The following is a 25,552-nucleotide window of genomic DNA, read 5'->3' as shown; positions in this document are numbered from 1 at the left end:
CCTAGTGTGCCTGCGGATGGGCAATAACGGCACCCTTGCGGGCGCGGGTGACGGCTGTGTAGAGCAGTTCCGGGCGCGTTCGCCCGGGCCCACCCTCGGGCAGCACCACCAGCACGTGGTCAAATTCCGAGCCCTGAGATTTGTGCACCGTCATCGCGAATACGCTCTCGATGGCGTCAAGCCGGCTGGGCAGGACCAGGCGGATGGGGCCGTCGGGCCATTCAAAGACCACACGCAGCCGTGGGGTCTGTTCGCCGGGCAGACGGGTCATCAGGCAGATGCCGATATCGCCGTTCATCAGGCCCAGTTCGTAATCGTTGCGGGTGATCATCACGGGGCGGCCTTCAAACCAGCCGCTGGCCCGATCGATCAGTCCGTTCTGTTGCAGTGTCGCGGCAATGCGGGCATTGAGGCCCGTGACCCCGAGGGGGCCATGGCGGACCGTGGTCAGCACCTGGAAACGGCTGAAAGCCGCCAGCACCGTGCGGGCCCACTCCTCGGTGGCCTCGCGGTCATCACTGACGGGGCGCGTGGCCTGCAGCTCGGTGAGATAGGCCTGGTAGCCCTGGCAGGCCGCTGTCGCAATGCCCGCATCATCGCCATCGGTCAGCTTCAGACGCTGAATGTCGGCGGCATCGCTGTCGAGCAGGGCCTCTGCGTGGGCTGAATCGCCGCGTCGAACGGCCTCGGCCAGCGCCCCGATCCCGCTATCCACCCCGAATCGGCGGCTGTCGCGCAGGCGGACGATCTGCTGTTGCAGCGCGCTGCCCCCGGCCTGCCAGGTGGCGATGTCGTCGCCACTGTTGGCCTTCACCCAGGCCACGGTCCCGGCGGTGTAGTGGGGCTGCTCGATGCCGGCGCAGAGCTCGCCGAGCACCGCGCCGGCCTCCACGGATGCCAGTTGATCCTTGTCGCCGAGCAGTACCAGCCGCGTTTCGGGGCGCAGGGCATCGAGCAGTCGGGCGGTCAGTTCCTGGTCGATCATCGACGCCTCGTCCACCACCACCAGGTCGGCATGCAGGGGATTATCGCGATCATGCCGGAACCGTCGGCTGCCGGGGCGCGGGCCGAGGAGTCGATGCAGCGTGCTGACCGATCGCGGGATGGCGTCGCGCACGGCGGCTGGAAGCGGCAGGGCATCAACCTCGCCACTGATCGATTCGCCAAGCCGTGCGGCCGCCTTGCCGGTAGGCGCCGCCAGCCGGATGCGCAGCGGAGCTTCCGGGTGGGTGTCCATGCGCTCGGCCTGCAAAAGCCCCAGAAGCCGCAGCACCGTCCGGGTCTTGCCGGTGCCGGGGCCGCCGGTGATCAGGGTAAAGCGCGAACGCGTGGCGAGGGCGCAGGCAATGCGTTGCCAGTCCGGCTCGCGCCCGGTGCGCGGGAAAAGCCCGTCAAGGCGGTCCGTGAGTCCTGAAGGCGCCGGCAGTGATTCTGCAAGCCGGCTCGCAAGGGCGGTTTGGATGAGACGTTCGTTGGCCCAGTAACGGCGCAGGTACAGGGTGTTGCCCTGCAGTACCAGCGGCGTGGTGCCGTTCCGGGCGACGGCTGCATCGTCGGCGGTGACCGACTCGACGCTTCGCGCGTCGGTTAGATGCGCGCGCAGGGTGTCGAGTGCCAGTCCTCCGAGCCATTCGACGGGTGTCGGTGTATGGCCGTCGGTCGCGGGGGGTTCGGGCCAGAGCATTGCCGGTGTCTGCATGAGCGTGTCGAGGGGCAGGCGGATATGCCCCGCACCCACCGTGTAACTGACCAGCGTGGCCAGTCCCAGGACGACCTCGTCGGTCTCCCCGCCGTTCTCGGCAAGCAGGGCGGCCAGCGCCAGATCGGTGGAACGGATCCAGCCACCATCGAGCCACTGATGGAGCCGCGCCGGCAGCTGCGGCGCTCGGAGGGTCGCGATCTCAGACATGCTCGGGGGCCTCGTTGAAAAGCGCATCCAGGGATTCCACAAGCGCCCGGTCAGGGCGTTCGGCATGTATCCCGCGGCTGCCCTGGTTGATGCCGCGCAGGAAAAAACATATCGCTCCGCCGACGTGGGTGTCGTAGTCGTAGCTGGAGCCGAGCCGCGCCCGCAGCAACCGATGGAGCGCCAGCAGGTAGAGCGCATACTGCGCGTCGTAGCGTTTCTCGCGAACGATCTGCTCGAGCGCCCCGGAAGGATGGGCGTCGCTGTTCGCCGGCAGGCGGTTGGACTTGTAGTCCATGACCCAGTATCGCCCCTCATGGCAGAAGACCAGATCGATATAGCCCTTGATCATGCCGTTCAGTTCATTTTCGCCCAGGGCGGGGCGGCCGACGCCGGCCAGGGTATGACGGCGGATGATCGCGTCGATCTGACTCGCCCGGGCCCGTCCCACCGCCATCAGGAACTCGAGCTCGGCCACCAGCGCCCCGGCATCGAGAGTGCTGAGGCGGACCGGTGCCGCGCCCGGCAGGGGCAGGTCGGTGTCGGTCACGGCGGCCAGCCAGTCCCGAATGGCCGGTGCCCAGGGCTGCCAGCGCTGTCCGCGCAGACCACGCTCGACAATGGTACTGAAGGCGGGATCATCCGCGCCGGGAAACCGCCGACTGGCGAGTGCCTCGAGCTGCGCGTGGATGAGGGTGCCCGTGGCCGGTCCAGCCGGGATCATCGCGACGGAATCGGCCGCCGTCTGCGTCGGTGCGGCGGGCGTCGGCGCTGCATCGCGGCTTTCCTCGGCCAGGATGTCCGCCTGCGCTGTGCCGGGGATGGCGGCGCGCGGCCCGTCCTCGACCAGTGCGCTGTAGCTTGCGATCCACCATCGCGCCCGGCCCGGCGCCGGGCCGGTGTAGTGGCGCGCCACCGCCATGGCCGGCGGCGGGGCCGGCGCGGTCGTCGCCACCGGTGCGCCTGGCTGCGTCGGCTGGATACGCTCGCGGGTCAATGCCGGGCTCTGGCCGGCCAGTGCCTCGAGGCAGGGGCCCAGATCCATCGGGCGCATGTCATCGGAACAGCCAAGCAGGCGGCCGATGGCCGAGCGCTGCAGATGCACCGTCGCCGATCCCGTCTGGGCACTCCCGCGCACGGGGGCCATTCCCAGCCAGCAGGCGTGGATGGCCCGGGTGACAGCGACGTAGAGCAGGCGCATGTCTTCGGCCTGCTGGCGATCCCGGGCGGCATCCGTGTCGTCGCGCCCCGCGTCAAAGGCGATTTCGGGACCCGTCTCGGTGGTCCGCACCAAGGGTGGCTCGGCCCGGGCGCTGCGGTAGCTGCAGATGAATGGCAGGAACACCAGTGGGTATTCGAGGCCCTTGGATTTATGGATGGTCACCACTTTGATCAGGGCCGCGTCGCTTTCCAGACGCAGGATGCGGTCGTCGGCGGGCGTTTCGCCGCGATGCTGCATGGCTTCATCAAGCCAGCGGATCAGACCGCCCGCGCCATCGAGCGTGGCGGCCGTTTCCTGGAGTAGCTCGCTGATCTGTAACAGGTTGGTCAATGTCCGCTCGCCACCGCTCCGCGTCGCCAGGCGCGACGCCAGTGCGTGGTCGTGGATGAGCTGGCGCAGCGCGGGCAGGACGCCCTGACGCTGCCAGCGCTCGGCATAGTCCTGGAATTGCTCCAGCGCAGCCTCCCAGCGCGCGTCGTCGCTGAACAGTCCTTCCAGCGTTGCCCAGTCATAACCCATGCTGGCGGTCCCCAGGGCGGTGCGTACCCGGCGCTCGGATTCCGGCGTGGCCATTGCCTGCAGCCAGCGCAGCACATCTCCCGCCTCGGGGGTCTTGAGGACATTGTCACGATCCGACAGATAGACCGATGCCAGCCCCCGACGCCGCAGGGCCTCGCGGATCAAACCGGCCTCCTGGCCGCTGCGGACCAGAATGGCGATATCCGCCGGCCGGACGGCGCGGGATGTTTCCGCGTTTTCGAACCGGGCCTCGCCGGACGCGGCCCGGTCGAGGAGCTGGCGGATCTGCTCGGCACCGGCTTCAGCCATCTGCTGGCGGTAGACCGGCAGGGGGATGCTCTCGTCAGGCGCGTCCTGCGGCTCGAGCTGCCAGAGCGTCATGGCGGTCGCGGGCTGCTCGCCGATCCACAGCGCCTCGTTGCGGCCATTGGCCTCGACCCGGGCAAAATCGATGGCATCCGGATGGAAGGGCCCGGGCTGCATCGGAGACTGGCCGAACAGCGTATTGACCGCCTCCACCATGCCGGTGCTCGAGCGATAGTTGCGATCCAGCGTGTAGCGCTGGCCCGCGGGGATCCGTGCGGCTGCGCTCAGGTAGGTCGCCAGGTCCGCGCCGCGGAAGCCGTAGATGGCCTGCTTGGGGTCGCCGATCAGGATCAGGCTGGCGGATTCGTCCGCCGGGTAGATGGCCTGCAGGATCCGGTACTGCACCGGGTCGGTGTCCTGGAATTCGTCCACCAGCGCGACCGGAAACTGCCGGCGGATGGTTGCCGCCAGGCGCGTATCGGCGCCGGGTTGATCAAGCGCATCGCGCAGGCGGGTCAGCATGTCATTGAACCCGATGACGCCGCGTTGGTGCTGTGTGGCCTCGACCCGTCGGGCCACCCATCCCACGGCATGGGCATAGAACGGCGCCGCCGCGCCGGCGAGCGCCGTCCGGGCGGCCTGCAGGGCGTCGGCGGCGATTGCGATCGGGTGCTCGGCGAGCGCTTCCGGCAGCGTGCAGTCCTTGGCGGTGCCGGCATTCAGGGTGCTCAGACTGATCTGATCGAGCTCGATGCCCGGGTGTGGCTGAGCGGGGTTGGCCGCCCACTCCGCCAGGGCCGGTTTGAGGGTGTTCGCCCAGGTCCCGGCAGTGGGCCTGCGGTTGCCGCGCAGGCGGCGGCTGGCGCGGGCGTCGGCGAGGGCCTGCTCAAAGCCCTCGAGATCGCTCTTCACCGCCTGCCGAAGCGCGTCCGTCGCCTCCGCAGCGCGCCGGGCACTGGCTGCGATCGCCGCCATCGGGTCGTCGCCGGACGGCTCCGGCAGGGAATCGCGCCGCTTCAGCAGCGCTTTGAGGTTGGTCGCGAAGCGCTCCACTGAGGGTCGCGGGTCGTTCGATTGACCGCTGAGCACAAAGCCCAGGGCGCCCAGCTGGACCTCATCGAGGGGGTAGACCGTTTCGCGCCAGTAGTCCTCGATGGCCTCGCGGGTGATCAGGTCGGTGTCCTCACTCAACTCCAGGGCAAAAGCAGTCCCGGCTTCGAAGGCATGCTGCTGGAGCATTCGATGGCAGAAACTGTGGATGGTGTAGATGGCTGCCTCGTCCATCCAGTCAGCCGCCGCGCGCAGGTGATCGGCATGCCGCTGACGGGCATCGGGGTCGGGGTAGGCGGTGAGCAGCGCGGCGAGAATCGTGTCGTCGGGCTGCGGATCGGCGGCGCCGGCAAAGCATCGGGCGGCGGTGGCCAGCCGCGCGCGGATCCGGTCGCGCAGCTCCTTGGTCGCGTCGCGGGTGAAGGTCATCACCAGTATCTCGGGCGGCAGCATGGGCCGGCGCTGCGGGTTGGCCGGATCGTGTCCCAGCACCAGACGCAGATAGATCGCCGTCAGGGTGAACGTCTTGCCGGTGCCCGCGCTTGCCTCGATCAGGTGCTGCCCGTCGAGGGGCGCGGTGAGGACGTCGAGTGTCTGTGCTTCGGTCACGACCCATCCTCCCGGATCAGTGCATCGATAAGGGGTTGGTAGAGCCGGGTGGCCCAGGCAACCAAAAGGGGGCTGGCGTCGGTGGACGGCTCGAACAGAGCGTCGGCATCGGGAAAACACCGGCGCAATGCGCCGTTACCCGCGAATGTCATCTCGCCGGGGTGACGAGTCGTGCCTTCGTAATGCGGCCGTGCCGTCCCGGCATTGATGGGCTTGTCGGGGGCCTGTCCAAGCAGGGCAAAGACGGTACGTACCGGCAGCGGCAGGGGGCGTTCAAGCCCGGCTCGCCAGCCGCGCAGGATGTCATCGAGAGGCCCTGCGGCCGATCCGCAGGGCATTGCCGGCAGGGAATGGGTGGCATCGTGGGCGATGATGACGCTGCGGGCGTTGAATCCGGCGGCATTGAGCGCCAGGTGCTGCACCCAGTCGCTGAGCAGGCGCGGGTAGTGCGGGTGGCCAGCCTTGAGGGTGTCGCCGGCCTTGAGCACCAGACGCAGCCGCTCACCGTCGGCGAGTCGATACAGATCGGCGCTCCAGTCCTCGATGACAAAGGGCTGATCGTCGACATCGCGGCTCAGTCGCAGCTCCTGAGGCGGCTCCGGCGCCGGCCCCCTGGCTCGCCAGACCTGCCAGCGCCGGGCGGCCCGCAGCGCCTGGGCGATGGACTGATCAAGGGCGATCCGGCCCATGCCGGCCACCGGCAATTCACCGCTGCGCTGCAGCCGCGCCCCGGCGGCGGCGATGGCCGGGTCGGGGTCATCGGGCGGGTCTTGCCGCCGCAGGGGGGCCAGCAGGGCATCCTGAACGCTGTAACGGGCGAGACCGGCCAGCTCGAACGGCTCGCTATCAGGCGTGGCATCGCGGGTCTCGTCAAAGCGCAGCTTGAGCCGATCTCCGGCAAAATGCCCGGCGCTGTCGCTGAGGAACTTCGCCAGATCACGTAAGCCGAGGGCCTGTGGTGACGCCAGTAACGGCGGGCCGAGTGCCGGCGATTCGTCCATCGGCCGGGCGTCGTGCCGCCATTCGCTGGCGTAGGTGAAATATTCGCCCTGGCCGTCATAACGGGGGCTGAACGGCTGCAGGGGATGGTCGACGGTGAGATGCGGCGTCACCGCCGTGCTGTCGGTGTCAGGCTCATCGAGCCGCCACCCGCGGTCCAGGTGGTCACGCAGCTGGCTGACCAGTACCGAGGGGGGGAGCTCGCTGTCGTCGCGCGGATTGCGTCCGATCCAGCTGACATGCAGGTGGTCACGGGCGGCCAGCAGCGCCTCCAGAAACAGGTAGCGATCATCATCGCGTCCCGATCGATCGCCCGGCCGGTACTGACCACCGGCGGCCATCAGGTCAAAGTCCACGGGCGGCCGGGTGCGCGGGTATTCACCGTCATTCATGCCCAGCAGGCAGACCAGCCGGAACGGAATGCTGCGCATCGGCATCATGGTGCAGATATTGACGCGGCCGGCGAGAAACCGCTGGCTGGGGCCTTCGTCCTCGAGCACGGCAAGCCATGCATCGCGGGCGACCGTGAGGGGGATGGGATCATTGAAGGCCGCCTCGTCACAGGCATTCAGCCACTCGGTCATGGCATCAGCGAGCCGCGACTCCAGTGCCAGTTCTTCGCTGCCCTGCAGGCTCAGGCAGTCGTCGATCAGCGCGCTCAACCGGTCCGCCCAGTCGCGGGGACGGCCGGGTTCACGGAACGCCGCCGCGTGATGCTCAAGGGTGTCGAGCAGCGCGCGCAGAGGTCCCAGCAGTGCAGCATCCAGGCTGCCCACTTCCGGGTAGGGCTCGATGTCCTGCCAGGCGTCGCCGGCTCCCACGGCATATCCGAGCAGCATGCGCCGAAGCCCGAATCGCCAGCTGTTCTGCTCGAAACCCCGGGCGATGTCGAGGGACTCGCGGCGCTCGGCATCCAGTCCCCAGCGCACGCCGGCGTCGCGGCACCATTCGCGCAGGATGATCAGATCCTCCTCGCCGAGCCCGAAGCGCTGGCGGAACGCCGGTACCTCGAGCAGATCGAGAACCTCGCCAAGGGTGAGCCGCGCATTGGGCAGATCGGTGAGCCGTTCGATGGCCGTGGCCACGGGCGCTTCGCTGCGCGCGCGACGATCGCCGATGGTATAGGGGATATAGCGGTGGTCGTGGCGGTCGAGCCGTCCGAACACCGCCTCGACGGCCGGGGCGTAGGTGTCGATGTCGGGCACCATGACGATGATGTCCCGCGGCCGCAGCGGTCGTTCCGTCCGCGCGGCCTGCTCGAAGGCGTCGAGCAGCCGGTCATGGAGGACCTCCACCTCGCGCTGCCGGCTGTGGGCACGATGAAAGCGGATGGACGCGTCCCGGACGAGGGGGCGCTCCTCCCCGGGTGAGGGCAGGGGCGTCAGGTCGAAGATATCCTGCTGGATCTGCTCGAGCAGCGGATAGTCGGTGATCGACGCCGTCGCGGGGATCGGTGGCTCGAACGCGTCAATGGTCTGGAACCAGTCACGGTATCGCTCCGGCTGGTCGATTTCATTGAGCAGCGCGATGAAGTCGCGGCCCTGCTTGCCCCATGCCGCCAGCAGCGGCTGTCCCGGCGTACCGAAGTGGCGTTGATGGCGGCGCTGGTCCAGCTTGAGCAGGTCGCGGTCCTCGACCAGGTCGGCCCAGAAGTAGCCCGAGGGGTTCTGGACCAGCTGCAGGATCTGGCAATGCCGCGACAGGGCATGCAGGGCATCCAGGACCGGCCGCGGCATCGAGGTGACGCCGAATACCGTCAGACGCCGTGGCAGCGCGGGCCATTCGCCCGGTTCGGCCGCGTCCAGCGCGGCGATCAGCTGCGCCTGGATGGCGGGCCGCGAGAGGGCTTCGGCGCCGGCGCCGATATCGGCATGGAGGGCCCGCCAGAGCTGCGCCTGCCATTGCAGGCCGGCATCCAGGGGTGTGGTCTGGCCGTGCCCGTCGCGCAGGATGTCGTCGCCGGCCAGCCAGTCGGCCAGCCAGTCCGGGCGATAGACCTGGTACTGGTCGTACAGATCGGCGAGGCGCCGGGCGAGCTGATGGCGCTTGCGCGGGTCGGGGTCATCGCCCAGGTAGTGATCCAGGGCGGCGAACGTCTGCGGGTGGGCCTCAAGCTGTTCGGGGATGAGCCGATAGATCCGCCACTGCAGGCGGGTCTTGTCAAACGGCGATGTCTCCGGGATCCGGCTGGCGCCGAGGACCAGGCGGCAGGCCTGCCAGAGGAACGACTGCGGCAGCACGAACCGCTGGGCCGCGGCGATGCCCGCGCCGCCCCCGGCACCGTCGTTGGTGGCCGCGAAGGCATGACGCAGCCACTGCGCCATGCCATTGGACTGCACCAGAAAGGTCTCCGACTCAAGGGGTGCGGGCGGATGGGCCTGCAGGTGGCTGACGATCAGGTCGCGCAGCGTTTCGAGTCGGTTGGCATGAATGGCCGCCAACCCCGGCGTGAATGTCTCTGTCATGCAAACGCGTTCCCGACCGACTCGATGAAGGTCTCCAGTCTGCCGCCGGGCGGCGACATTGAGTGACGCAGGTATCGATCCATGGCGTGGCCGCTCCTTTCAGTCCCACCTCCCAGAGTGCCACGCCTGGACCATCATGCTCACCTGGCGGTGCTAGAAACCATAGGTGGCGCCGGCGGTGATCGTAGTGGCCGTGTAGGCATCCTGATCGAGGTAGCTCGCCCACTCGACATACCCCGAAATCCGGTCGGTCAGGGCCGCCTCGCTGCCGATGCCCCAGGACAGTCCGGTGTCGTTGGCCGTGTCACTGAAACCCCCCGCGCTGCCGGTGAACTCGGCCCGGCCATAGGTGAAGCCGGCCAGACCGTAGACCGATGCTCCCCGGGTGATCGGGAGATGACCGACGGCATAGGCGCCGGCGAGCTGTTTGAGCGCGATTTCGACGTTGCCGCCGCTGTCGATAGCGGTGTCGTCGCTCGAGAGGCCCACACCCAGGCGAGCCTCAATGGCGATGTGATCGGTGACATGGTAGCCCAGCCGGCCGACGATGGCGGTGGGGTTGAGAGTCACGTCGGCATTTGTGTCATAGCTGACCCGGCCAAGGCCACCGCCGGCATAGGTGTCGCCGGCGTCGGCACCGAGCGCGGGTGTGGCGGATGCGGCGAGAAGCAGGGCGAGGGGAAGGGTTTTTGCGTGGGGCATGGGTCTTACTCCGCTGTTGTCGAGTCGCGGAGAGCCTAGCGACGCGGCGGACGCCGTATCGCGCAATGGTCCGCACAACGAAGAAGTCGGTATTGTCTGAAGGGATTATGGATCGAGTGCCCACAACCACCCGCGACGCTGAAATCACCGTCAAGCGCAGTCGCTTCATCGCCACCGCCGCGCCGGCGGCTGATCGCGGGGCGGCGTTGGCGGTGGTGGAAGCGGCCCGGGCAACGCACCCTGATGCCCGTCATCACTGCTGGGCCTGGCAGGGCCGGAGCAGTGCCGGTTCCAGCGATGACGGCGAACCGGCCGGCACCGCTGGCCGGCCGATCCTGGGGGTTATCGGGCACAAGGGGCTGATCGATGCAGTGGTGGTGATCAGCCGCTACTTTGGTGGCATCAAGTTGGGTGCGGGAGGCCTTGTGCGGGCCTATGCGGGGGCCGCGGAAGCGGTTCTGGCGGATCTCCCCAGTGCGGCCCTGCAGGCAATGATCGAGCAGAGCGTGAATATGCGTTTTGCCGATGAACAGCCCCTGCGCCACTGGCTGGCCGGCCAGCCCGATGTCTCCCTGATCTCGATCGAGTATGGCGTGGGAGTAACCGCGCGGGTGCGGCTACCGGTGTCGTTGCACGCCGATTTTGCGGACTGGTGCGCCGCTCGGGGGGTTCGGGGGCAGAACGACGGAGACTAGACGGTCGACCAGCCCGCCGCGGTCGCAAAGCGGGCGCGCCAGTCGGCGGCGCCCTCGGGCGTGGACAGCACCAGCATCAGCAAAAGGCGCGCCTGCCGGGCGCTGAGGGCGTCGGCGCCGACCGCACCGGCGGCGATGACCCGCTCCAGGCTGCCGGGATATTCGTAGACTTCGGCCACCGGCCCGGATCCGGTGCTCGAAGTGATCGCCACCGGGCAGCCCGCCGCATGGGCGCGCGCGATGGTCGGGACCCAGTCGGGCGGCACCTGGCCGCGGCCGAGGGCGTCGATAATCAATCCCTGCGCGCCATCACCCCGCAGTGCATCAATGGGACAGGCACTGCCGGCGGCGGCCGGCACGATATCCACCCGCGGCAGCGTCGGCCCGCGTGGGATCGGCGTCGGGATCCGGGCATTCAGGGGATACCGGAGGATCGTGCCGTCGATGTGACCGACCGGGCCATAACCCGGCGAACCGAATCCCGTCAGGCGATAGCTGCTGATCTTTCGCACCAGCGATGCGCTGTGGATCGCCTCGTCGAATACCACCAGCACGCCCTGGCCCCGCGAACCCGTCGCCGCGGCGACACGCAGGGCGTCGACGAGATTGCGCGGTGCGTCCGAGCCGCGCTCATGCAGGGCGCGCTGCGAGCCGGTCACCACCACCGGTCGCGGGCAGTCCCCCAGCACCTGCTGGAGGAACCACGCGGTGTCCTCGAGCGTATCGGTGCCGTGGGTGATGACAATGCCGTCGGTGGAGGGATCCGCGAGCCGTGTCTCGCAACGCTCGGCGATCCGGCACAGGTCCTCGCCATTGATGGCGTTGCTGGGCTTTTGCAGCAGCGACTCGGTGTGCACGGCGGGGCCGGCATCAAGGCCGGCATCGATGGCGTCAAGCAGCGCCTCGGCGGGCAGCGCGCCGGCGACATTACGGCCACTGGTGCCGGGCGTGCTGGCGATGGTGCCGCCGGTGGTCAACAGATGGATCATGGGGCAGGCCGCTCCTTGAGTCAGTCGATTTGCATCAATTTGGTGCCAAATGAGCCGGTTTGGTGCAAAAAACTGCACCGGTGGTGATTCCTGTGCGAGTTTCTGCCCCGATCTGATGCTTGGCAAGCGAATTGCATAGTGCGAGGCGTTACTCAATCACCACGATCAGGGAGCCAAGCATGCATCGGAATCCACTCGTCGTCTGCCTTGCCGGGCTGCTCGCCAGCCCGGCGACGTGGGCCCACAGCGCTGAGCAGACCGGCCACGGCCTGATGTTCTTCCACTGGCACATCGCCGACACCGGCCACGTGCTGGGCATGTCCCCGGCCATGCTCGGAGTGGGCGCGTTGCTGCTGGCCATCGTCGCAGTGGTGGGCAGTGTCCGGTTCCGGCACGCCCGTCGTGCGCCGGCGGCGTTGTCGCTGGCCGGTACCGCGGCCGCGTTCGCCTTGATTGGCACCGGGCTGATCGCAGGCGCCGTTTAAATGGCGGCGGTGGCACCGGCAGCCCCCGATCCAGGATGGCGGGCGCGACTCGATCTCGCCTTCGTGCCCACCCCCGCACGCACCGTGCTGGCGCGGCGGCGCCATGAGGGGCCGTTGCGGGTGCAGCGAAGCTTTCACCCCGAGGGCGCCCCCTGCCATAGCTATGTCCTGCATCCCCCCGGTGGTGTGGTGGGGGGTGATCGGATCAGCCTCGACGCCGATGTCCGGGAGGGGGCATGGGCCCTGTTGACGACGCCCGGTGCCACCAAGTTCTACCGCAGTCTGGGCCGCACGGCGACGCTGCGCCAGAACCTGCGCGTCGCCCCCGGGGCGACACTGGAGTGGCTGCCCCAGGAGCAGATCGTGTTCTCGGGGGCGATCGTCGAGGCATTGACCCGTATTGATCTGGGTGCTGACAGCCGCTGCTTTGCCTGGGAGCTGAACTGCCTGGGCCGTCCGGCCGGCGGGCTGCCGTTCGAGTCGGGATCGCTCCGCCAGCGTCTCGAGGTCTGGCGCGAGGGACGGCCGGTGCTGCTGGAACATGCCCGTATCGAGGGCGGTAGCCGCGCGGTGGACGCGCCCTGGGGCCTCAACGGCCAGCCGGCCTTCGCCACCCTGGTGGCTGGCCCGGCGGATGCCGATGCACTGACGGCGGCGCGCGGGGTGTTGGCCGCAATGCCGGGCGAGGCCTCGGCGACCCGACTGGAGGATCTGCTGGTCGTGCGCTGGCGGGGGGCGGGCGCGCTTGAGGGATATGCCCTGCGCGAGCGCCTCTGGGCGGCGTTGCGCCCCTTGTTGATGGGGCGGCCGATGTGTCGGCCCCGAATCTGGAATACCTGAGGAGGACGCATGCAACTCACGCCGAGAGAAAAGGACAAGCTGATGCTCGCCACCGCCGCGATGGTCGCCGAGCGGCGTCTGCATCGGGGGGTTCGACTGAACTACCCGGAATCGATGGCCTACATCGCCAACGCCATCGTCGAGGGCGCGCGCGATGGCCGCAGCGTGGCGGAACTGATGAGCGAGGGGACGCAGCTGCTGAGCCGCGAGCAGGTCATGCCCGGCATCCCGGAAATGCTCAGCGAGGTCCAGGTCGAGGCGACTTTCCCCGACGGGACCAAGCTGGTGACGATTCACGACCCCATTGCTGAAGCGGCCGATGACGGCCAGGCGGTGTCATCATGATTCCCGGCGAGGTGATCACGGCGGCCGGCGAGATCGCCCTCAACGCGGGGCGGGAGACACTGACCGTCCGAGTGGCGAACGCCGGTGACCGGCCGATCCAGGTCGGATCCCACTACCATTTCCACGAAGTCAATCCCGCGCTGGAGTTTGATCGCGACGCCGCGCTCGGCTACCGGCTCAACATCCCGGCCGGCACCGCCGTGCGGTTTGAGCCGGGGCAGTCCCGCGAGGTCGAGCTGGTGGCCTACGCCGGTGATCGCGCGATCTATGGCTTTCGCGCCGCAGTCATGGGGGAGTTGGAATGACCTCGATTGAGCGATCGGCCTATGCCGAGATGTATGGCCCGACCACCGGCGATCGCGTCCGGCTGGGGGATACCGAGCTGTTCGTCGAAGTCGAGCGGGATCTGACCTGCTACGGCGATGAAGTGAAGTTCGGGGGCGGCAAGGTCATCCGCGACGGCATGGGCCAGAGTCAGCGTGATAATGAAACCGCCGTCGATCTGATCATCACCAACGCCCTGATCATTGACTACACCGGTGTCTATAAAGCTGACATCGGGGTCCGTGACGGCCGGATCGCGGGCATCGGCAAGGCCGGCAATCCCGATACCCAGCCCCACGTCGATATCGTGATCGGCCCCGGCACTGAGGTGCTCGCCGCCGAGGGCAGCATCGTGACGGCCGGGGGCATTGATGCGCATATCCACTTCGTCTGCCCACAGCAGATTGAAGAGGCGCTGATGTCAGGCGTGACCACCATGCTGGGCGGCGGCACCGGTCCGGCGACCGGTACCAACGCCACCACCTGTACGCCGGGCGCGTGGAATATCCACCGGATGCTGCAGGCCGCCGAGGCCTTCCCGATGAATCTCGGTTTCATGGGCAAGGGCAACGCGAGCCTGCCCGACTCGTTGCATGAGCAGATGCAGGCCGGGGCGATGGGGCTCAAGCTGCATGAGGACTGGGGGACGACGCCGGCGGCGATCGATAACGCGCTCGACATCGCTGAGGAGTACGACGTCCAGGTGGCCATTCATACCGATACCCTGAACGAGTCCGGGTTCGTCGAGGACACCCTCGCCGCGTTCAGGGGACGGACCATTCACACCTATCACACCGAAGGCGCGGGCGGCGGCCACGCCCCCGACATCATCCGCGCCTGCGGGCAGTCCAACGTTCTGCCGTCGTCCACCAATCCGACGCGCCCGTACACCCGCAACACCATCGATGAGCATCTGGACATGCTCATGGTCTGCCATCATCTCGACCCGGCCATCCCCGAGGATGTCGCCTTTGCGGAATCGCGGATCCGGCGCGAGACCATCGCCGCCGAGGACATCTTCCACGACCGCGGTGCGTTCTCGATGATCGCGTCCGACTCGCAGGCCATGGGTCGGGTCGGCGAGGTGATCACCCGCACCTGGCAGACCGCCCACAAGATGAAGGTGCAGTTCGGGCCACTTGCCGAGGACAACGATCGGCATGACAACCTGCGGGCCCGGCGTTACGTCGCCAAATACACCATCAACCCGGCGATCGCACACGGGATCGCCCACGAGGTGGGATCGCTGGAGGTGGGCAAGCTGGCCGATCTGGTGCTCTGGAAGCCCGCTTTCTTCGGCGCCAAGCCGGGCACGATCGTCAAGGGCGGCATGATCGCCGCCGCACCGATGGGTGATCCCAACGGGTCGATCCCCACGCCGCAGCCGGTGCATTACCGGGGCATGTTCGGCGCCCATGGCGGGGCGGTGGCCGAGACCGCGGTGACTTTCTGTTCCCAGGCCGCGATCGAAGCGGGCATCGGCGGGCGACTGGACCTGAACAAGCGCCTGGTGGCGGTCAAGGACTGCCGCGACGTGGGGAAGGCCGATATGAAGCTCAATGACTGGCAGCCCGAGGTCAGTGTCGACCCGCAGACCTACGAGGTCCGCGCCGATGGCGAGCTGCTGACCTGCGAAGCGGCGGTGGAGCTGCCGCTTGCACAGCGCTATTTCCTTTTCTGAGGGGCTGTCATGGAGACACTGACACAACGGCTCGGGGCCCTCGCGGCGGATCAGGATGTGGTCGGCACGCTGGTCCTGACCATCGAGCAACGTGAGCGCTCGCGGTTTCGGGCCATGCTGGGTAACGGCGAGGTCATCGGCGTGATCCTCGAGCGCGGGGGCGCGGCCCTGCGCGCGGGTGATGGACTGGCTGACGACAGCGGCCGGGTCTACCGCGTCGAGGCCGCGCCCGAGCCGGTGAGCACGGTGCGCTCGGACGATCCGCTGGTGCTGCTGCGGGCCGCCTATCATCTGGGCAATCGGCATACGCCATTGGAAGTGGCCAAGGGCTACCTGCGCTACCGCCATGACCATGTGCTCGATGAGATGGTGCGCGGGCTGGGCGCTGAGCCCACTCATGAAACCGCCCCTTTCCAACCCGAGTCCGGTGCCTACGCCGGCGGTGGTCACCATCATGGTTGATGGCACCGATGCCCGAACGCTGCGGCTGTGGCAGCTGCTGAGCCCGACGCTGCCGGTAGGCGCCTACGCCTACTCGGCCGGTCTGGAGACCGCCATTGAGCAGGGCTGGGTGGGCGACGAGGCGTCTCTGGTCGATTGGGTTGGCGGTCAGTTGCAGAGCGGGATCGGGGCGCTTGATCTGCCGGTACTGGCGCGTCTGCAGGCCGCCTGGCAGCGCGATGACCGCCCGGCGGTCGAGGTCTGGACCAGTCGTCTGCTCGCGGCCCGGGAAACCGCTGAGCTGCGCGCCGAGGATATTCACATCGGTCGGGCACTGATGCGGCTGCTCGGTGAGTTCGGCATCAGCGAGGCGCTCACTTTCGACCGCGACCGCGATGTCACCTGGGCCACCGCCTTCGCCCTGGCCACCGCGCGCTGGGCCATCGGCATGGATCAGGCCGCCCTCGGCTATGCCTGGGCCTGGTCCGAGAATCAGGTGGCCGCGGCGGTCAAGCTCGTTCCCCTGGGGCAGAGCGCCGGTCAGCGTGCGCTGCTTCGTATCGCGGACGCCATCCCCGGGGCCGTCGACAACGCCGCTGCCCTCGATGATGAATCCATTGGTGCCACCACCCCGGGCGTCAGCCTGGCCAGCGGCTGGCACGAGGTCCAGTACTCACGGCTGTTTCGCAGCTGAACGATCACAATTCCGGAGGATGCCCCGTCATGACAGATAACCCCACTCCGCTGCGCGTCGGTATCGGTGGACCGGTCGGATCCGGCAAGACCGCCCTCACGCTGGCGCTGTGCCGGGCGCTTCGCGAGCGCCTGTCGCTTGCCGTGGTGACCAATGATATCTACACCCGCGAGGATGCCGAGTTTCTCTCGCGCCACGAGGCACTGCCCAGCGGGCGCATCGTCGGCGTTGAAACGGGTGGGTGTCCGCATACCGCCATCCGCGAGGATGCCTCGATGAATCTCACCGCGGTCGCCGATCTGCAGGCGCGCTTCGGTGATCTCGATGTGGTGTTCATTGAAAGTGGTGGCGACAACCTCTCGGCCACATTCTCGCCGGAACTCTCCGATCTGACCCTGTACGTCATCGATGTCTCGGCCGGCGACAAGATCCCGCGCAAGGGCGGCCCCGGCATCACACGCTCTGACCTGCTGGTCATCAACAAGACCGACCTCGCGCCGCAGGTGGGGGCGTCGCTCGACGTGATGGCCCGTGACAGCCGCATGATGCGCGGCGAGGCCCCGTTCCAGCTTGCGAGCATCGCCGCCGGAGAAGGCGTTGAGGGCATCATTGAATTCATCCTGCGGGAGGGCATGCTGGCGCGCTCGGTGGCCTAGCGTGCACTACGAGCGTGAATCGCCGGTCGCGCCCGCACCAGTGTGGCGCATGCGACACCGGTTGACGCCTGCCGGGCGGTAGCCCGAACAGCTGGCACGTTAATTGCTATCCAGTGAACAGGCCGATGGTCGGCCTGGTGATTCACTTCAAAGGAGTTCACGCATGTACGCAAAGAAGCGACTGCATAACGGCATGGCAAGTACGCTTGCCGCTGGCGTTCTGGCGCTTGGCCTGGGAGGCAACAGCGCACTGGCCCAGGAGGAGGATCCGATCAAGGTCGGCATCCTGCATTCACTGTCCGGCACGATGGCGATCAGTGAGACGGCCCTCAAGGAAACCGTCGAGATGCTCATCGAGCAGCAGAACGAGAACGGCGGCCTGCTTGGCCGCGAAATCGAACCGGTGGTCGTGGACCCGGCCTCGGACTGGCCGCGATTCGCCGAGCAGGCAAGGCAGCTGCTGGCGGACGACGAGGTTGACGTGGTGTTCGGCACCTGGACATCGGTCTCGCGAAAGTCCGTCCTGCCGGTGTTCGAAGAGCTCAACGGGCTGCTCTTCTACCCGGTGCAGTATGAGGGCGAGGAATCCTCCGAGAATGTGTTCTATCTGGGGGCCTCACCCAACCAGCAGGCCATTCCGGCGGTTGATTACCTGATGGATGAACTGGACGTGGAGCGCTTCGCGCTGCTGGGGACCGACTATGTCTATCCCCGCACGACCAACAAGATCCTCGAGCAGTACCTCATGGATAACGGGGTGGCCGAGGAAGACATCATGATCAACTACACGCCGTTCGGGCATTCCGACTGGCAGAGCATCGTCTCGGATGTGCGCGACTTCGGGGGCCAGGGTGAGAAGACCGCCATCGTCTCGACCATCAACGGTGACGCCAACGTCCCGTTCTACACCGAGCTGGCCAACCAGGGCGTTTCCGCCTCGGATATTCCGGTGGTGGCCTTTTCGGTGGGTGAGCAGGAGCTTGCCGGGATCGACACCGAACCGCTGGTCGGTCACATGTCCGCCTGGAACTACTTCATGAGCGCGCCGACCACGGAGAACGTCGAGTTCATCCAGGCGTGGCACGAGTTCAAGGATGATACCTCGGCGGTCACCAACGATCCGATGGAGGCCCATTACATCGGCTTCAACATGTGGGTCGAGGCCGTGCGCCGGGCCGGTACAACCGACGTTGAAGCGGTGCAGGACGCGATCATCGGCGTGACCGTCCCCAATCTCACCGGCGGCTACGCCACCATGATGCCCAACCACCACATCACCAAGCCGGTGATGATCGGTGAGATCCAGCCTGATGGGCAGTTCTCGGTGGTATGGGAAACCAACGGCGAAGTGGCCGGTGATGCCTGGTCGGACTATCTCCCCGAGAGCAGCGACATCATCGCCAGCTGGCGGGCACCGTTGGTCTGCGGCAATTACAACGTCGAGACCGGCGTGTGTTCAGGTCAGGACTACGGCGACTGACCATGGCGACGCTGCCCCGCCGCCGGTGGGGCAGCGCCTTGAGGGATCATTCATGAAACGCTTTGCCCGATGCATGCTGGTCAGTCTGCTCATGGCCCTGGGTCTGACGGCGTCGCCCGCCGGAGCGGCGGATGACGAGGCGCTGGTCTCGAGTCTGCGCCAGCTCAATGAGGGAAGTTTTGATGACAAGGCAGCGGCGGTCCGCACGATTGCCGAGAGTGGCCACCCGCGGGCAGTGCCCGTGCTGCAGGCCCTTCTCGACAGCCGGCTGTACTTTCGGATCGGGGGTGGCGAGATCGTCATCGCCGACAGCCTTGATTCGGGATTCGCGGTGACCGATCCGCTCAGTGGCGAGCGGGTCGGCGAAGCCTCGCAGTACGAAATCCGCCGGGTGAGCATCAACAACGCAGTTCGCACCGAAGCGCGCAAGATGCTGGCGCTGGCGGGACTCTCCAGCCCCGATCGCCAGGCGCGTAGCGAAGCGGTCGAGCGCCTGCTGGAATCCCCCGATCCGGCGATTGCCGAGCGCATGGAGGGCCTCGTGGCGGAAGAGCCCGTCGATGCGATTCGCCGGGATATGTCGTTGGTCATCGGCCTGGCGCGCCTTGATGCCCCCAAGGCGGCGATCCGGCTGGAAGCGCTGGAAACACTGGATGGCTCGCTGCGCAATCGGGTGCGCAATGAGGTGCGGCGGTTGGCGGAAAACGACCCCGATCCGGCCGTCCAGGCCCGTGCCGCTGAGATCCTCACCGGCATCGAGGAGCGGCGGGATCTCTGGGGACTGGGCGAGCAGATATTCTTTGGTCTGTCGGCGGGATCGGTCCTCATGCTCGCCGCTTTCGGGTTGGCCATCACCTTCGGGGTGATGGGCGTCATCAACATGGCGCACGGCGAACTGATCATGCTCGGCGCCTACACCACCTATGTGGTCCAGCTGTTGATGCCCAATGCAATTGATTATTCGCTGTTCGTCGCGATTCCGGCGGCCTTCCTGGTCACCGGGGCGTTTGGCGTGGCCATCGAACGCGGAGTCATCCGGTTTCTGTACGGGCGGCCGCTCGAGACGCTGCTCGCCACCTTCGGTATCAGCCTGATCCTCCAGCAGCTGGTGCGGACGGTGTTCTCGCCACTCAACCGCCAGGTGAGTACGCCGGATTGGATGAGCGGCGCCATCGAGGTCAATGCGGCCCTCAGCCTGACGCTCAACCGGCTCTATGTGATTGCGTTCGCGTTTCTGGTGTTCGGGTTGCTGCTGTTGCTGTTCAAGCGCACCACGCTGGGCCTCAAGGTGCGGGCGGTGTCACAGAACCGCGCCATGGCGCGGGCCGTAGGGGTCAGTTCATCGCGCATTGATGCACTGACCTTTGGCCTGGGGGCGGGTGTCGCCGGCCTTGCCGGTGTCGCGCTGTCGCAGATCACCAATGTCGGCCCCAATATGGGTCAGGCCTACATCATCGACTCATTCCTGGTGGTGGTGTTCGGGGGCGCCGGCAGTCTCTGGGGCACGCTGGTCGGTGGGCTGTCGCTGGGCGTACTCAATAAATTCCTCGAGCCCGAAACCGGCGCCGTTCTCGCCAAGGTGCTGGTCCTGGTGTTCGTGATCCTGTTCATCCAACGCCGCCCGCAGGGACTGTTCCCCCAGCGTGGTCGCGCGGCATCGGAGGGCTGAGGCATGGCGACCCCGCAATCCTCGGCCACCCGGCTGATTCCCGAGCGCCCCTGGCGGCGGCTGCTGCATGGCGACATGGGTGGCCGGATACTGCTGGGTGCGCTCGCGGTACTGATTGTCGTGATACCGATCCTCAACCAGGGGGTATCGCCGTCGTCGCCGTTTCATGTGAGCGACTACACCGTCAATCTGCTCGGCCGCTATCTGTGCTTCGCCCTGCTGGCGCTGGCCCTCGATCTGGTGTGGGGCTATGCGGGCATTCTCAGCCTGGGGCATGGTGCGTTCTTTGCCCTGGGTGGGTATGCCATGGGCATGTACCTGATGCGCCAGATCGGCGACCGCGGGGTCTATGGCGATCCGGTGCTGCCGGATTTCATGGTCTTTCTGGGTTGGGAGCAGTTGCCGTGGTTCTGGTACGGCTTCGACCAGTTCTGGTTTGCCGCGCTGATGGTCCTGCTGGTGCCCGGCGTGTTCGGCTTCATCTTTGGCTGGCTCGCGTTCCGTTCGCGCGTCACCGGGGTGTATCTGTCCATCATCAGCCAGGCGATGACCTATGCCCTCATGCTGGCGTTTTTCCGCAATGAGATGGGCTTCGGCGGCAACAACGGCCTGACCGACTTCAAGGATATCCTGGGGTTCAGCCTCTCCGATCCCCAGACACGCCTGGCGCTGTTCGTGGCCTCAGCGCTCGCGCTTGGACTGGCCTATCTGCTCTGTCGCAGGGTGGTCCGCTCGCGGGCCGGCCGTGTCGTCCGTGCCGTGCGCGATGCCGAGCCACGCACACGCTCGCTGGGCTATCGCACCGATCACTACAAACTCTGGATCTGGACGCTCTCGGCGATGCTGGCCGGACTGGCCGGGGCGCTTTATGTCCCCCAGGTGGGGATCATCAATCCGAGCGAATTCTCGCCGCTCAACTCGATTGAGATCGTGGTTTGGGTGGCGGTGGGCGGCCGCGGCACGCTGTACGGCGCGGCACTGGGGGGCGCGCTGGTCAATTACGCCCAGACGCTGTTGACGGCGATGATCGCCGAGCTCTGGCTGTTCGCCCTGGGCGGGCTGTTCGTCGCGGTCACCCTGTTTTTCCCGCGTGGACTGGTGGGCCTTTTCAGGCGCCGGGAGGACCGCTCATGAGCCTGCTGGACAGACCGCGCGAGGTCATGCGCCGGGATCGGGTGTTCGACTTCATGATGCCGGACCCCCTCGAGGCGGGGCGCGTCGATACCCGCCACGGCCCGATCCTCTATCTCGAGGACGTCACCGTCAGCTTCGACGGGTTCAGGGCGCTGGATGCCCTGACCCTGTACATCGATGTCGGCGAGCTGCGCTGCATCATCGGGCCCAATGGCGCCGGCAAGAGCACCATGATGGACGTCATCACCGGCCGCATCCGGCCCGATCAGGGGCAGGCGTGGCTGGGCCAGCGCCTGGATCTGCTGCGCATGCAGGAGACCGACATCAGTCGTGCCGGGATCGGCCGGAAATTCCAGAAACCGACGGTATTCCCCGAGCATCGGGTGGTCGAGAACCTGGAACTGGCCATGGCCGGCCCGCGCGGTGTCTGGTCGACACTGCGCCAGCATCTCGACGGCGAGTCGCGGGATCGTATCGATTCAGTGCTCACCGAGATCGGGCTGCAGTCGGCCGGGCATTCGCGTGCCGGGCAGCTCTCCCACGGCCAGAAGCAATGGCTGGAGATCGGCATGCTGCTCATGCAGAACCCCCAGGTGCTGCTGGTCGATGAGCCGGTCGCCGGCATGACGCATCAGGAAATGGACCGCACCGGCGAGCTGCTGCAGCGTCTTGCGGGTCGCCACTCGGTGGTGGTGGTCGAGCATGACATGGACTTTGTGCGCTCCATTGCCCGTACGGTCACCGTCCTGCACCAGGGCTCGGTCCTTGCCGAGGGGTCCATGGATGCCGTCCAGGCCGACCCCCGCGTGGTCGAGGTGTATCTCGGAGAGTAGGGCATGCTGTCGATACGCAAGCTGAATCAGTACTACGGCGAGAGCCATACCCTCTGGGATGTGGACTGCGAGGTCCCGGCCCAGGGCTGTACCTGCCTGATGGGCCGGAACGGCGTCGGCAAGACCACGGTGCTCAAGACGGTGATGGGCCTGCTGCCGGCAGCATCCGGAGAGATCGAGTTCGATGGTCGCCGCATCGAGTCGCGACCCGCCGAGCAGCGCGCCCGTGGGGGCATCGGTTATGTCCCCCAGGGCCGCGAGATCTTCCCCCTGCTCAGCGTGGAAGAGAACCTGCGGGTCGCCCGGACCTCGGTGGGCCGCCGTGACATCCCGACGCTCGTCCACGAGCTGTTTCCGGTGCTCCATGATATGCGCCACCGCCGGGGTGGTGATCTTTCCGGCGGGCAACAGCAGCAGCTGGCAATTGGGCGGGCATTGTGTCTGGAGCCCCGGCTGCTGATCCTCGATGAGCCCACTGAGGGCATTCAGCCCAATATCGTCCGCGAGATCGGTGACGTGATTCAGCGGTTGAACCGCGATCAGGCGATGACCGTGCTGTTGGTCGAGCAGAAGCTGCCCTTCGCCCGTCGCACCGCGGATCACTTCGTCATCCTCGATCGTGGCCGTTCGGTGGCGGACGGCCGTATGGACGAGCTGGAGGACGATCTTGTCCAGCGCTACCTGACGGTGTAGCCGATTGGCGTTAGGGTAGGTAGGCAGAAACCGATTCACGGACGGAATCGCGATGACCGACACCCTGTTACGTCAATGGCTCATGCTTCGGCACATACCGCGCTATCCGCGCAAGATCACCGCGCAGGCGCTGCGTGATCGCCTGGCCGATCAGGGCTACCCCACCACCGAGCGCACCGTGCAGCGGGATCTGCTGCGACTCTCGGGCGAGCTGTTCGGCCTGTCGCTGGACGACCGCTCGCGGCCCCATGGCTGGTCCTGGGATCGCGACGCCATCCAGCTCGACATCCCCGGTATGGAGCCGCAGACGGCGCTCGCCTTCAAACTCGCCGAGCATTTCTCGGGTCAGCTCATGGCGCCGGCGACCCTGAATGCGCTCGAGCCCTATCTGCAGCGTGCCGCCGATGTCCTGGCCGATACCGCCAGCCCGGTGCGCACCTGGCCGGACAAGATTCATGTGGTGCCGCGGGGGCAGACCCTGATTGCGCCGAACATCGATCCAGACATTCTCGAGACGGTGTACGCCGCCCTGTTCAATGACCGGCAACTGGACGCCCGCTACCAGCGCCGCTACGACGGGGCGGTCCGCGATTATCGTCTGCATCCGCTGGGGATCGTTTTTCGGGATGGCGTGGTGTATCTGATCTGCACGCGCACCGGCCGCGATGGGGTGGTGCAGATGGCGCTGCACCGCATGCAATCGGCAAGTGCCTGCGCGGAGGCGGTCGAGCGACCGGCGGATTTTGATCTGATGGCGTATGTGCGCGCCGGTGCCCTGGATTTTCAGCTGAGCGCCGAGCCCCTGGCCCTGGAACTGTTGCTGGAGCCTGCCACGGCGGTCCATCTGGAAGAGACACCGCTCAGCGAGACCCAGCAGCTGGAGGACACCGATGACGGGCGCATCCGCCTGACCGCTCGAGTTGCTGATACCGCCCAGCTGCGCTGGTGGTTACTGGGGTTGGGGGATCAGGTCGAAGTCAACGGCCCGCCGGCGCTTCGCGGTGACATCGCCGACCGGCTTGCCCGCGCGCTCAGCCGCTATCCGGGCTGACCGGCAGATGGCGCTGGAGCGTGGCGCTCAGTTCGCCGACATTGACCGGCTTTTTGACCACCGCCTGCATGCCCGCATCCAGACAGCGCTGCTCGTCCTCACCCAGGGCATTCGCGGTCATGGCGATGATCGGCAGTGTCGCACCCTGCGCCCGCAGCCGGCGTGTGGCCTCAAGCCCATCCATGACCGGCATCTGCATGTCCATGATCATCAGATCAAAGGTCTCGGCTGCGAATTGATCGAGCGCCTCGCGACCATTTTCAACCACGACGACGGAATGCCCCAGGTTCGAGAGCATCTCGCGCGCCACCAGCTGATTGACCGGGTTGTCCTCCACCACCAGGATCCGGCCGGTTCGGGTCGCTTCCGCACCGGGGACGAGCGGGTCAGCCGGCGAGGCCTGCGGTGTCGATGAAACGACGATCGGCAGTCGCAGGTGCACCGCAAAGTGGCTGCCCTGGTTCAGCTCACTGTCAATGTGGATCGCACCGCCCATCTGCTCGATCAGCTCGCGACTGATCACCAGTCCCAGCCCTGAGCCCTCATGGGCCCGGGTCAGCGATGTGTCGACCTGGGAGAAGGGCTGAAAAAGCGTTGCCTGATCCTCGGGACGGATCCCGCAGCCGGTGTCGGTCACATGAAAGCGCAGATCAACGTGATCGGTGGCTGGCTCGGCCTCGACGGTCAGCGCGACATGACCGCGTTCGGTGAACTTGAAGGCGTTGTTGAGCAGGTTCATCAGTACCTGGCGCAGCCGATCGGGATCGCCGCGGACGTCACCCAGCGCTTCGGGATAATCGCAGCGGAAAGCCACTGGAGCGCTCTGGGCCTGGATCCGGTAGCCCCGGCAGAGGGTCTCGAGGAAGTCATCCAGACAGAATGGCCGGGGCGTCAGGGCGAGTTTGCCCGCGCGAATGCGCGAGTAATCGAGGATGTCGTTGACCACCGTGAAAACGGCATCCGCACTGGCCCGCAGCGTCTGCAGATAGCGATAGGCGCGGGACTGCGGAGTGAGCTCCTGCTGGATCATGTCGGTCAGGCCGAAAATGCCGTTCAGCGGCGTGCGCACCTCATGACTGATAACCGCCAGGAACTCCGTCTTGGCCTGGCTCGCCTGCTCGGCCTCGGCCCGAGCCGCCTCCAGCTCGCGGTTGGAGGCCTCCAGCGAGGTGCGCTGACGGCGCAGCTGTCGGACCAGAAGCAGACCGGCCAGCATTGCCAATGCGGCAAGAACCAGCACCGTCTGAATCATCCGGATCTGCCCTTCACGGCTTTTCTGGCGCTCGCCGGCAAAATGCCGATTGGTTGAGAGGATGAGATCCCGCGTACCGGTCTGGATCTGCCGCAGCGTTGCCAGAAGCGGTTCCCGGCGCTCGCCGAGATTCTCTGCGCTCAACGCACTGATCCGCTCGTCAAGTGACTTGATGCGCTCGAGCAGGGCGTTGATGTTGCTCTCGCGAACCTCGACCGACTGAATCAGGTCGGCCACCTGACCGCGCTCGAGGACATTGATGCGGCTGTAGAGGATGTCGTAGTTGAGCTTGACGTCGGCAATCGTCGCGGGCGTCGCACTCAGCAGCGAAATCCGCAGACTCTTCAGTTCGCGGTCGAGCTGGAACGTGGCCCAGACCGCATCCTCGAGGAGCACGTCGTCGATCGCCCGCTGTTTCTGCAGCATCATCACCCCGACCGCCATCAGGGCAAAGAACAGCACGCCCAGCGCGATCAGGGTCGAGAAGCGTTTATGGAACGTCAGGCCCACAT

General features: G+C 66.8%; 21 protein-coding genes. 15 read left to right on the top strand and 6 right to left on the bottom strand.

Annotated elements, in window-relative coordinates:
* Nucleotide 1: 1 nt before the first annotated feature.
* The 4 genes from recD to FPL11_RS09590 all read right to left on the bottom strand — a co-directional run bounded on the left by recD (nucleotide 2) and on the right by FPL11_RS09590 (nucleotide 9,778).
* Nucleotides 2-1,909 (bottom strand): exodeoxyribonuclease V subunit alpha, encoded by a 1,908-nt coding sequence (gene recD / locus FPL11_RS09605; RefSeq protein WP_159308481.1) that lies wholly within the window; start codon nucleotides 1,907-1,909, stop codon nucleotides 2-4.
* The gene (recB, locus tag FPL11_RS09600) at nucleotides 1,902-5,612 is read right to left on the bottom strand and encodes an exodeoxyribonuclease V subunit beta (protein WP_159308480.1); all 3,711 of its coding nucleotides are present in this window, start codon (nucleotides 5,610-5,612) and stop codon (nucleotides 1,902-1,904) included. The genes recD and recB overlap by 8 nt, the downstream gene beginning before the upstream one ends.
* Nucleotides 5,609-9,076, bottom strand: coding sequence for an exodeoxyribonuclease V subunit gamma (gene recC / locus FPL11_RS09595; RefSeq protein WP_144348408.1), 3,468 nt, complete (start codon nucleotides 9,074-9,076; stop codon nucleotides 5,609-5,611). Before recC ends, recB begins: the two co-directional genes overlap by 4 nt.
* A gap of 153 nt (nucleotides 9,077-9,229) precedes the next feature.
* Complete coding sequence (locus FPL11_RS09590; RefSeq protein WP_144348407.1) at nucleotides 9,230-9,778, bottom strand: porin family protein; 549 nt, start codon at nucleotides 9,776-9,778, stop codon at nucleotides 9,230-9,232.
* Nucleotides 9,779-9,894: 116 nt separating this feature from the next.
* Here FPL11_RS09590 and FPL11_RS09585 point away from each other — a divergent pair, with 116 nt between their 5' ends.
* Nucleotides 9,895-10,473 carry an IMPACT family protein gene (locus FPL11_RS09585; protein WP_246085269.1) on the top strand — a complete coding sequence of 193 codons (579 nt, stop codon included), beginning with the start codon at nucleotides 9,895-9,897 and terminating at the stop codon, nucleotides 10,471-10,473.
* Here the strand turns inward: FPL11_RS09585 and FPL11_RS09580 are convergent.
* Nucleotides 10,470-11,462, bottom strand: coding sequence for an asparaginase (locus FPL11_RS09580; RefSeq protein WP_144348405.1), 993 nt, complete (start codon nucleotides 11,460-11,462; stop codon nucleotides 10,470-10,472). The two genes, FPL11_RS09585 and FPL11_RS09580, sit on opposite strands and share 4 nt — an antisense overlap.
* A gap of 179 nt (nucleotides 11,463-11,641) precedes the next feature.
* Here FPL11_RS09580 and FPL11_RS09575 point away from each other — a divergent pair, with 179 nt between their 5' ends.
* From FPL11_RS09575 to FPL11_RS09510, 14 genes are all read left to right on the top strand, one after another.
* Complete coding sequence (locus tag FPL11_RS09575) at nucleotides 11,642-11,947, top strand: hypothetical protein (protein WP_144348404.1); 306 nt, start codon at nucleotides 11,642-11,644, stop codon at nucleotides 11,945-11,947.
* Entirely contained in the window at nucleotides 11,948-12,787 is an 840-nt protein-coding gene (locus FPL11_RS09570) for an urease accessory protein UreD (RefSeq protein ID WP_144348403.1), read from the top strand.
* Between the two features lie 9 nt (nucleotides 12,788-12,796).
* The gene (locus FPL11_RS09565) at nucleotides 12,797-13,132 is read left to right on the top strand and encodes an urease subunit gamma (protein WP_144348402.1); all 336 of its coding nucleotides are present in this window, start codon (nucleotides 12,797-12,799) and stop codon (nucleotides 13,130-13,132) included.
* Nucleotides 13,129-13,437, top strand: a complete 309-nt coding sequence (locus FPL11_RS09560; RefSeq protein ID WP_144348401.1) for an urease subunit beta — start codon at nucleotides 13,129-13,131, stop codon at nucleotides 13,435-13,437. The genes FPL11_RS09565 and FPL11_RS09560 overlap by 4 nt, the downstream gene beginning before the upstream one ends.
* The gene (ureC, locus tag FPL11_RS09555) at nucleotides 13,434-15,137 is read left to right on the top strand and encodes an urease subunit alpha (protein ID WP_144348400.1); all 1,704 of its coding nucleotides are present in this window, start codon (nucleotides 13,434-13,436) and stop codon (nucleotides 15,135-15,137) included. Before FPL11_RS09560 ends, ureC begins: the two co-directional genes overlap by 4 nt.
* Before the next feature lie 9 nt (nucleotides 15,138-15,146).
* Complete coding sequence (gene ureE / locus FPL11_RS09550) at nucleotides 15,147-15,599, top strand: urease accessory protein UreE (protein ID WP_144348399.1); 453 nt, start codon at nucleotides 15,147-15,149, stop codon at nucleotides 15,597-15,599.
* Nucleotides 15,535-16,272: an urease accessory protein UreF gene (locus FPL11_RS09545; protein WP_412549243.1), complete on the top strand. Its 738-nt coding sequence runs from the start codon at nucleotides 15,535-15,537 to the stop codon at nucleotides 16,270-16,272. Before ureE ends, FPL11_RS09545 begins: the two co-directional genes overlap by 65 nt.
* A gap of 29 nt (nucleotides 16,273-16,301) precedes the next feature.
* Nucleotides 16,302-16,928 carry an urease accessory protein UreG gene (gene ureG, locus FPL11_RS09540; protein WP_016353337.1) on the top strand — a complete coding sequence of 209 codons (627 nt, stop codon included), beginning with the start codon at nucleotides 16,302-16,304 and terminating at the stop codon, nucleotides 16,926-16,928.
* Nucleotides 16,929-17,091: 163 nt separating this feature from the next.
* Nucleotides 17,092-18,408, top strand: coding sequence for an urea ABC transporter substrate-binding protein (urtA, locus tag FPL11_RS09535; protein WP_186295119.1), 1,317 nt, complete (start codon nucleotides 17,092-17,094; stop codon nucleotides 18,406-18,408).
* A 52-nt stretch (nucleotides 18,409-18,460) separates the two neighbouring features.
* Nucleotides 18,461-20,077, top strand: coding sequence for an urea ABC transporter permease subunit UrtB (gene urtB, locus FPL11_RS09530; RefSeq protein WP_144348397.1), 1,617 nt, complete (start codon nucleotides 18,461-18,463; stop codon nucleotides 20,075-20,077).
* Between the two features lie 3 nt (nucleotides 20,078-20,080).
* On the top strand, nucleotides 20,081-21,211 hold the full coding sequence (gene urtC / locus FPL11_RS09525; protein ID WP_110882617.1) for an urea ABC transporter permease subunit UrtC: 1,131 nt from the start codon (nucleotides 20,081-20,083) through the stop codon (nucleotides 21,209-21,211).
* On the top strand, nucleotides 21,208-22,044 hold the full coding sequence (gene urtD / locus FPL11_RS09520) for an urea ABC transporter ATP-binding protein UrtD (RefSeq protein WP_110882618.1): 837 nt from the start codon (nucleotides 21,208-21,210) through the stop codon (nucleotides 22,042-22,044). The genes urtC and urtD overlap by 4 nt, the downstream gene beginning before the upstream one ends.
* Before the next feature lie 3 nt (nucleotides 22,045-22,047).
* Nucleotides 22,048-22,737, top strand: a complete 690-nt coding sequence (urtE, locus tag FPL11_RS09515; RefSeq protein ID WP_144348396.1) for an urea ABC transporter ATP-binding subunit UrtE — start codon at nucleotides 22,048-22,050, stop codon at nucleotides 22,735-22,737.
* 52 nt (nucleotides 22,738-22,789) lie between these two features.
* The gene (locus FPL11_RS09510; protein ID WP_144348395.1) at nucleotides 22,790-23,788 is read left to right on the top strand and encodes a helix-turn-helix transcriptional regulator; all 999 of its coding nucleotides are present in this window, start codon (nucleotides 22,790-22,792) and stop codon (nucleotides 23,786-23,788) included.
* Here FPL11_RS09510 and FPL11_RS09505 read toward each other — a convergent pair.
* Nucleotides 23,769-25,550, bottom strand: coding sequence for an ATP-binding protein (locus tag FPL11_RS09505; RefSeq protein ID WP_144348394.1), 1,782 nt, complete (start codon nucleotides 25,548-25,550; stop codon nucleotides 23,769-23,771). The genes FPL11_RS09510 and FPL11_RS09505 overlap by 20 nt on opposite strands.
* Nucleotides 25,551-25,552: the final 2 nt, after the last annotated feature.

This window comes from Spiribacter aquaticus, assembly GCF_007625215.1.
GTDB classification, from domain to species: Bacteria; Pseudomonadota; Gammaproteobacteria; order Nitrococcales; family Nitrococcaceae; genus Spiribacter; species Spiribacter roseus.
Note: the sequence above shows the minus strand (reverse complement) of the source record. Positions and strands in the feature narration are given on the sequence as shown.

Coding starts and splice junctions, on each gene's coding strand:
- recD (WP_159308481.1), bottom strand. CDS start 1,909: ATGTCTGAGATCGCGACCCTCCGAGCGCCGCAGCTGCCGGCGCGGCTC.
- recC (WP_144348408.1), bottom strand. CDS start 9,076: ATGACAGAGACATTCACGCCGGGGTTGGCGGCCATTCATGCCAACCGA.
- FPL11_RS09590 (WP_144348407.1), bottom strand. CDS start 9,778: ATGCCCCACGCAAAAACCCTTCCCCTCGCCCTGCTTCTCGCCGCATCC.
- FPL11_RS09580 (WP_144348405.1), bottom strand. CDS start 11,462: ATGATCCATCTGTTGACCACCGGCGGCACCATCGCCAGCACGCCCGGC.
- FPL11_RS09575 (WP_144348404.1), top strand. CDS start 11,642: ATGCATCGGAATCCACTCGTCGTCTGCCTTGCCGGGCTGCTCGCCAGC.
- FPL11_RS09570 (WP_144348403.1), top strand. CDS start 11,948: ATGGCGGCGGTGGCACCGGCAGCCCCCGATCCAGGATGGCGGGCGCGA.
- FPL11_RS09565 (WP_144348402.1), top strand. CDS start 12,797: ATGCAACTCACGCCGAGAGAAAAGGACAAGCTGATGCTCGCCACCGCC.
- FPL11_RS09560 (WP_144348401.1), top strand. CDS start 13,129: ATGATTCCCGGCGAGGTGATCACGGCGGCCGGCGAGATCGCCCTCAAC.
- ureC (WP_144348400.1), top strand. CDS start 13,434: ATGACCTCGATTGAGCGATCGGCCTATGCCGAGATGTATGGCCCGACC.
- ureE (WP_144348399.1), top strand. CDS start 15,147: ATGGAGACACTGACACAACGGCTCGGGGCCCTCGCGGCGGATCAGGAT.
- FPL11_RS09545 (WP_412549243.1), top strand. CDS start 15,535: ATGAAACCGCCCCTTTCCAACCCGAGTCCGGTGCCTACGCCGGCGGTG.
- ureG (WP_016353337.1), top strand. CDS start 16,302: ATGACAGATAACCCCACTCCGCTGCGCGTCGGTATCGGTGGACCGGTC.
- urtA (WP_186295119.1), top strand. CDS start 17,092: ATGTACGCAAAGAAGCGACTGCATAACGGCATGGCAAGTACGCTTGCC.
- urtB (WP_144348397.1), top strand. CDS start 18,461: ATGAAACGCTTTGCCCGATGCATGCTGGTCAGTCTGCTCATGGCCCTG.
- urtC (WP_110882617.1), top strand. CDS start 20,081: ATGGCGACCCCGCAATCCTCGGCCACCCGGCTGATTCCCGAGCGCCCC.
- urtD (WP_110882618.1), top strand. CDS start 21,208: ATGAGCCTGCTGGACAGACCGCGCGAGGTCATGCGCCGGGATCGGGTG.
- urtE (WP_144348396.1), top strand. CDS start 22,048: ATGCTGTCGATACGCAAGCTGAATCAGTACTACGGCGAGAGCCATACC.
- FPL11_RS09510 (WP_144348395.1), top strand. CDS start 22,790: ATGACCGACACCCTGTTACGTCAATGGCTCATGCTTCGGCACATACCG.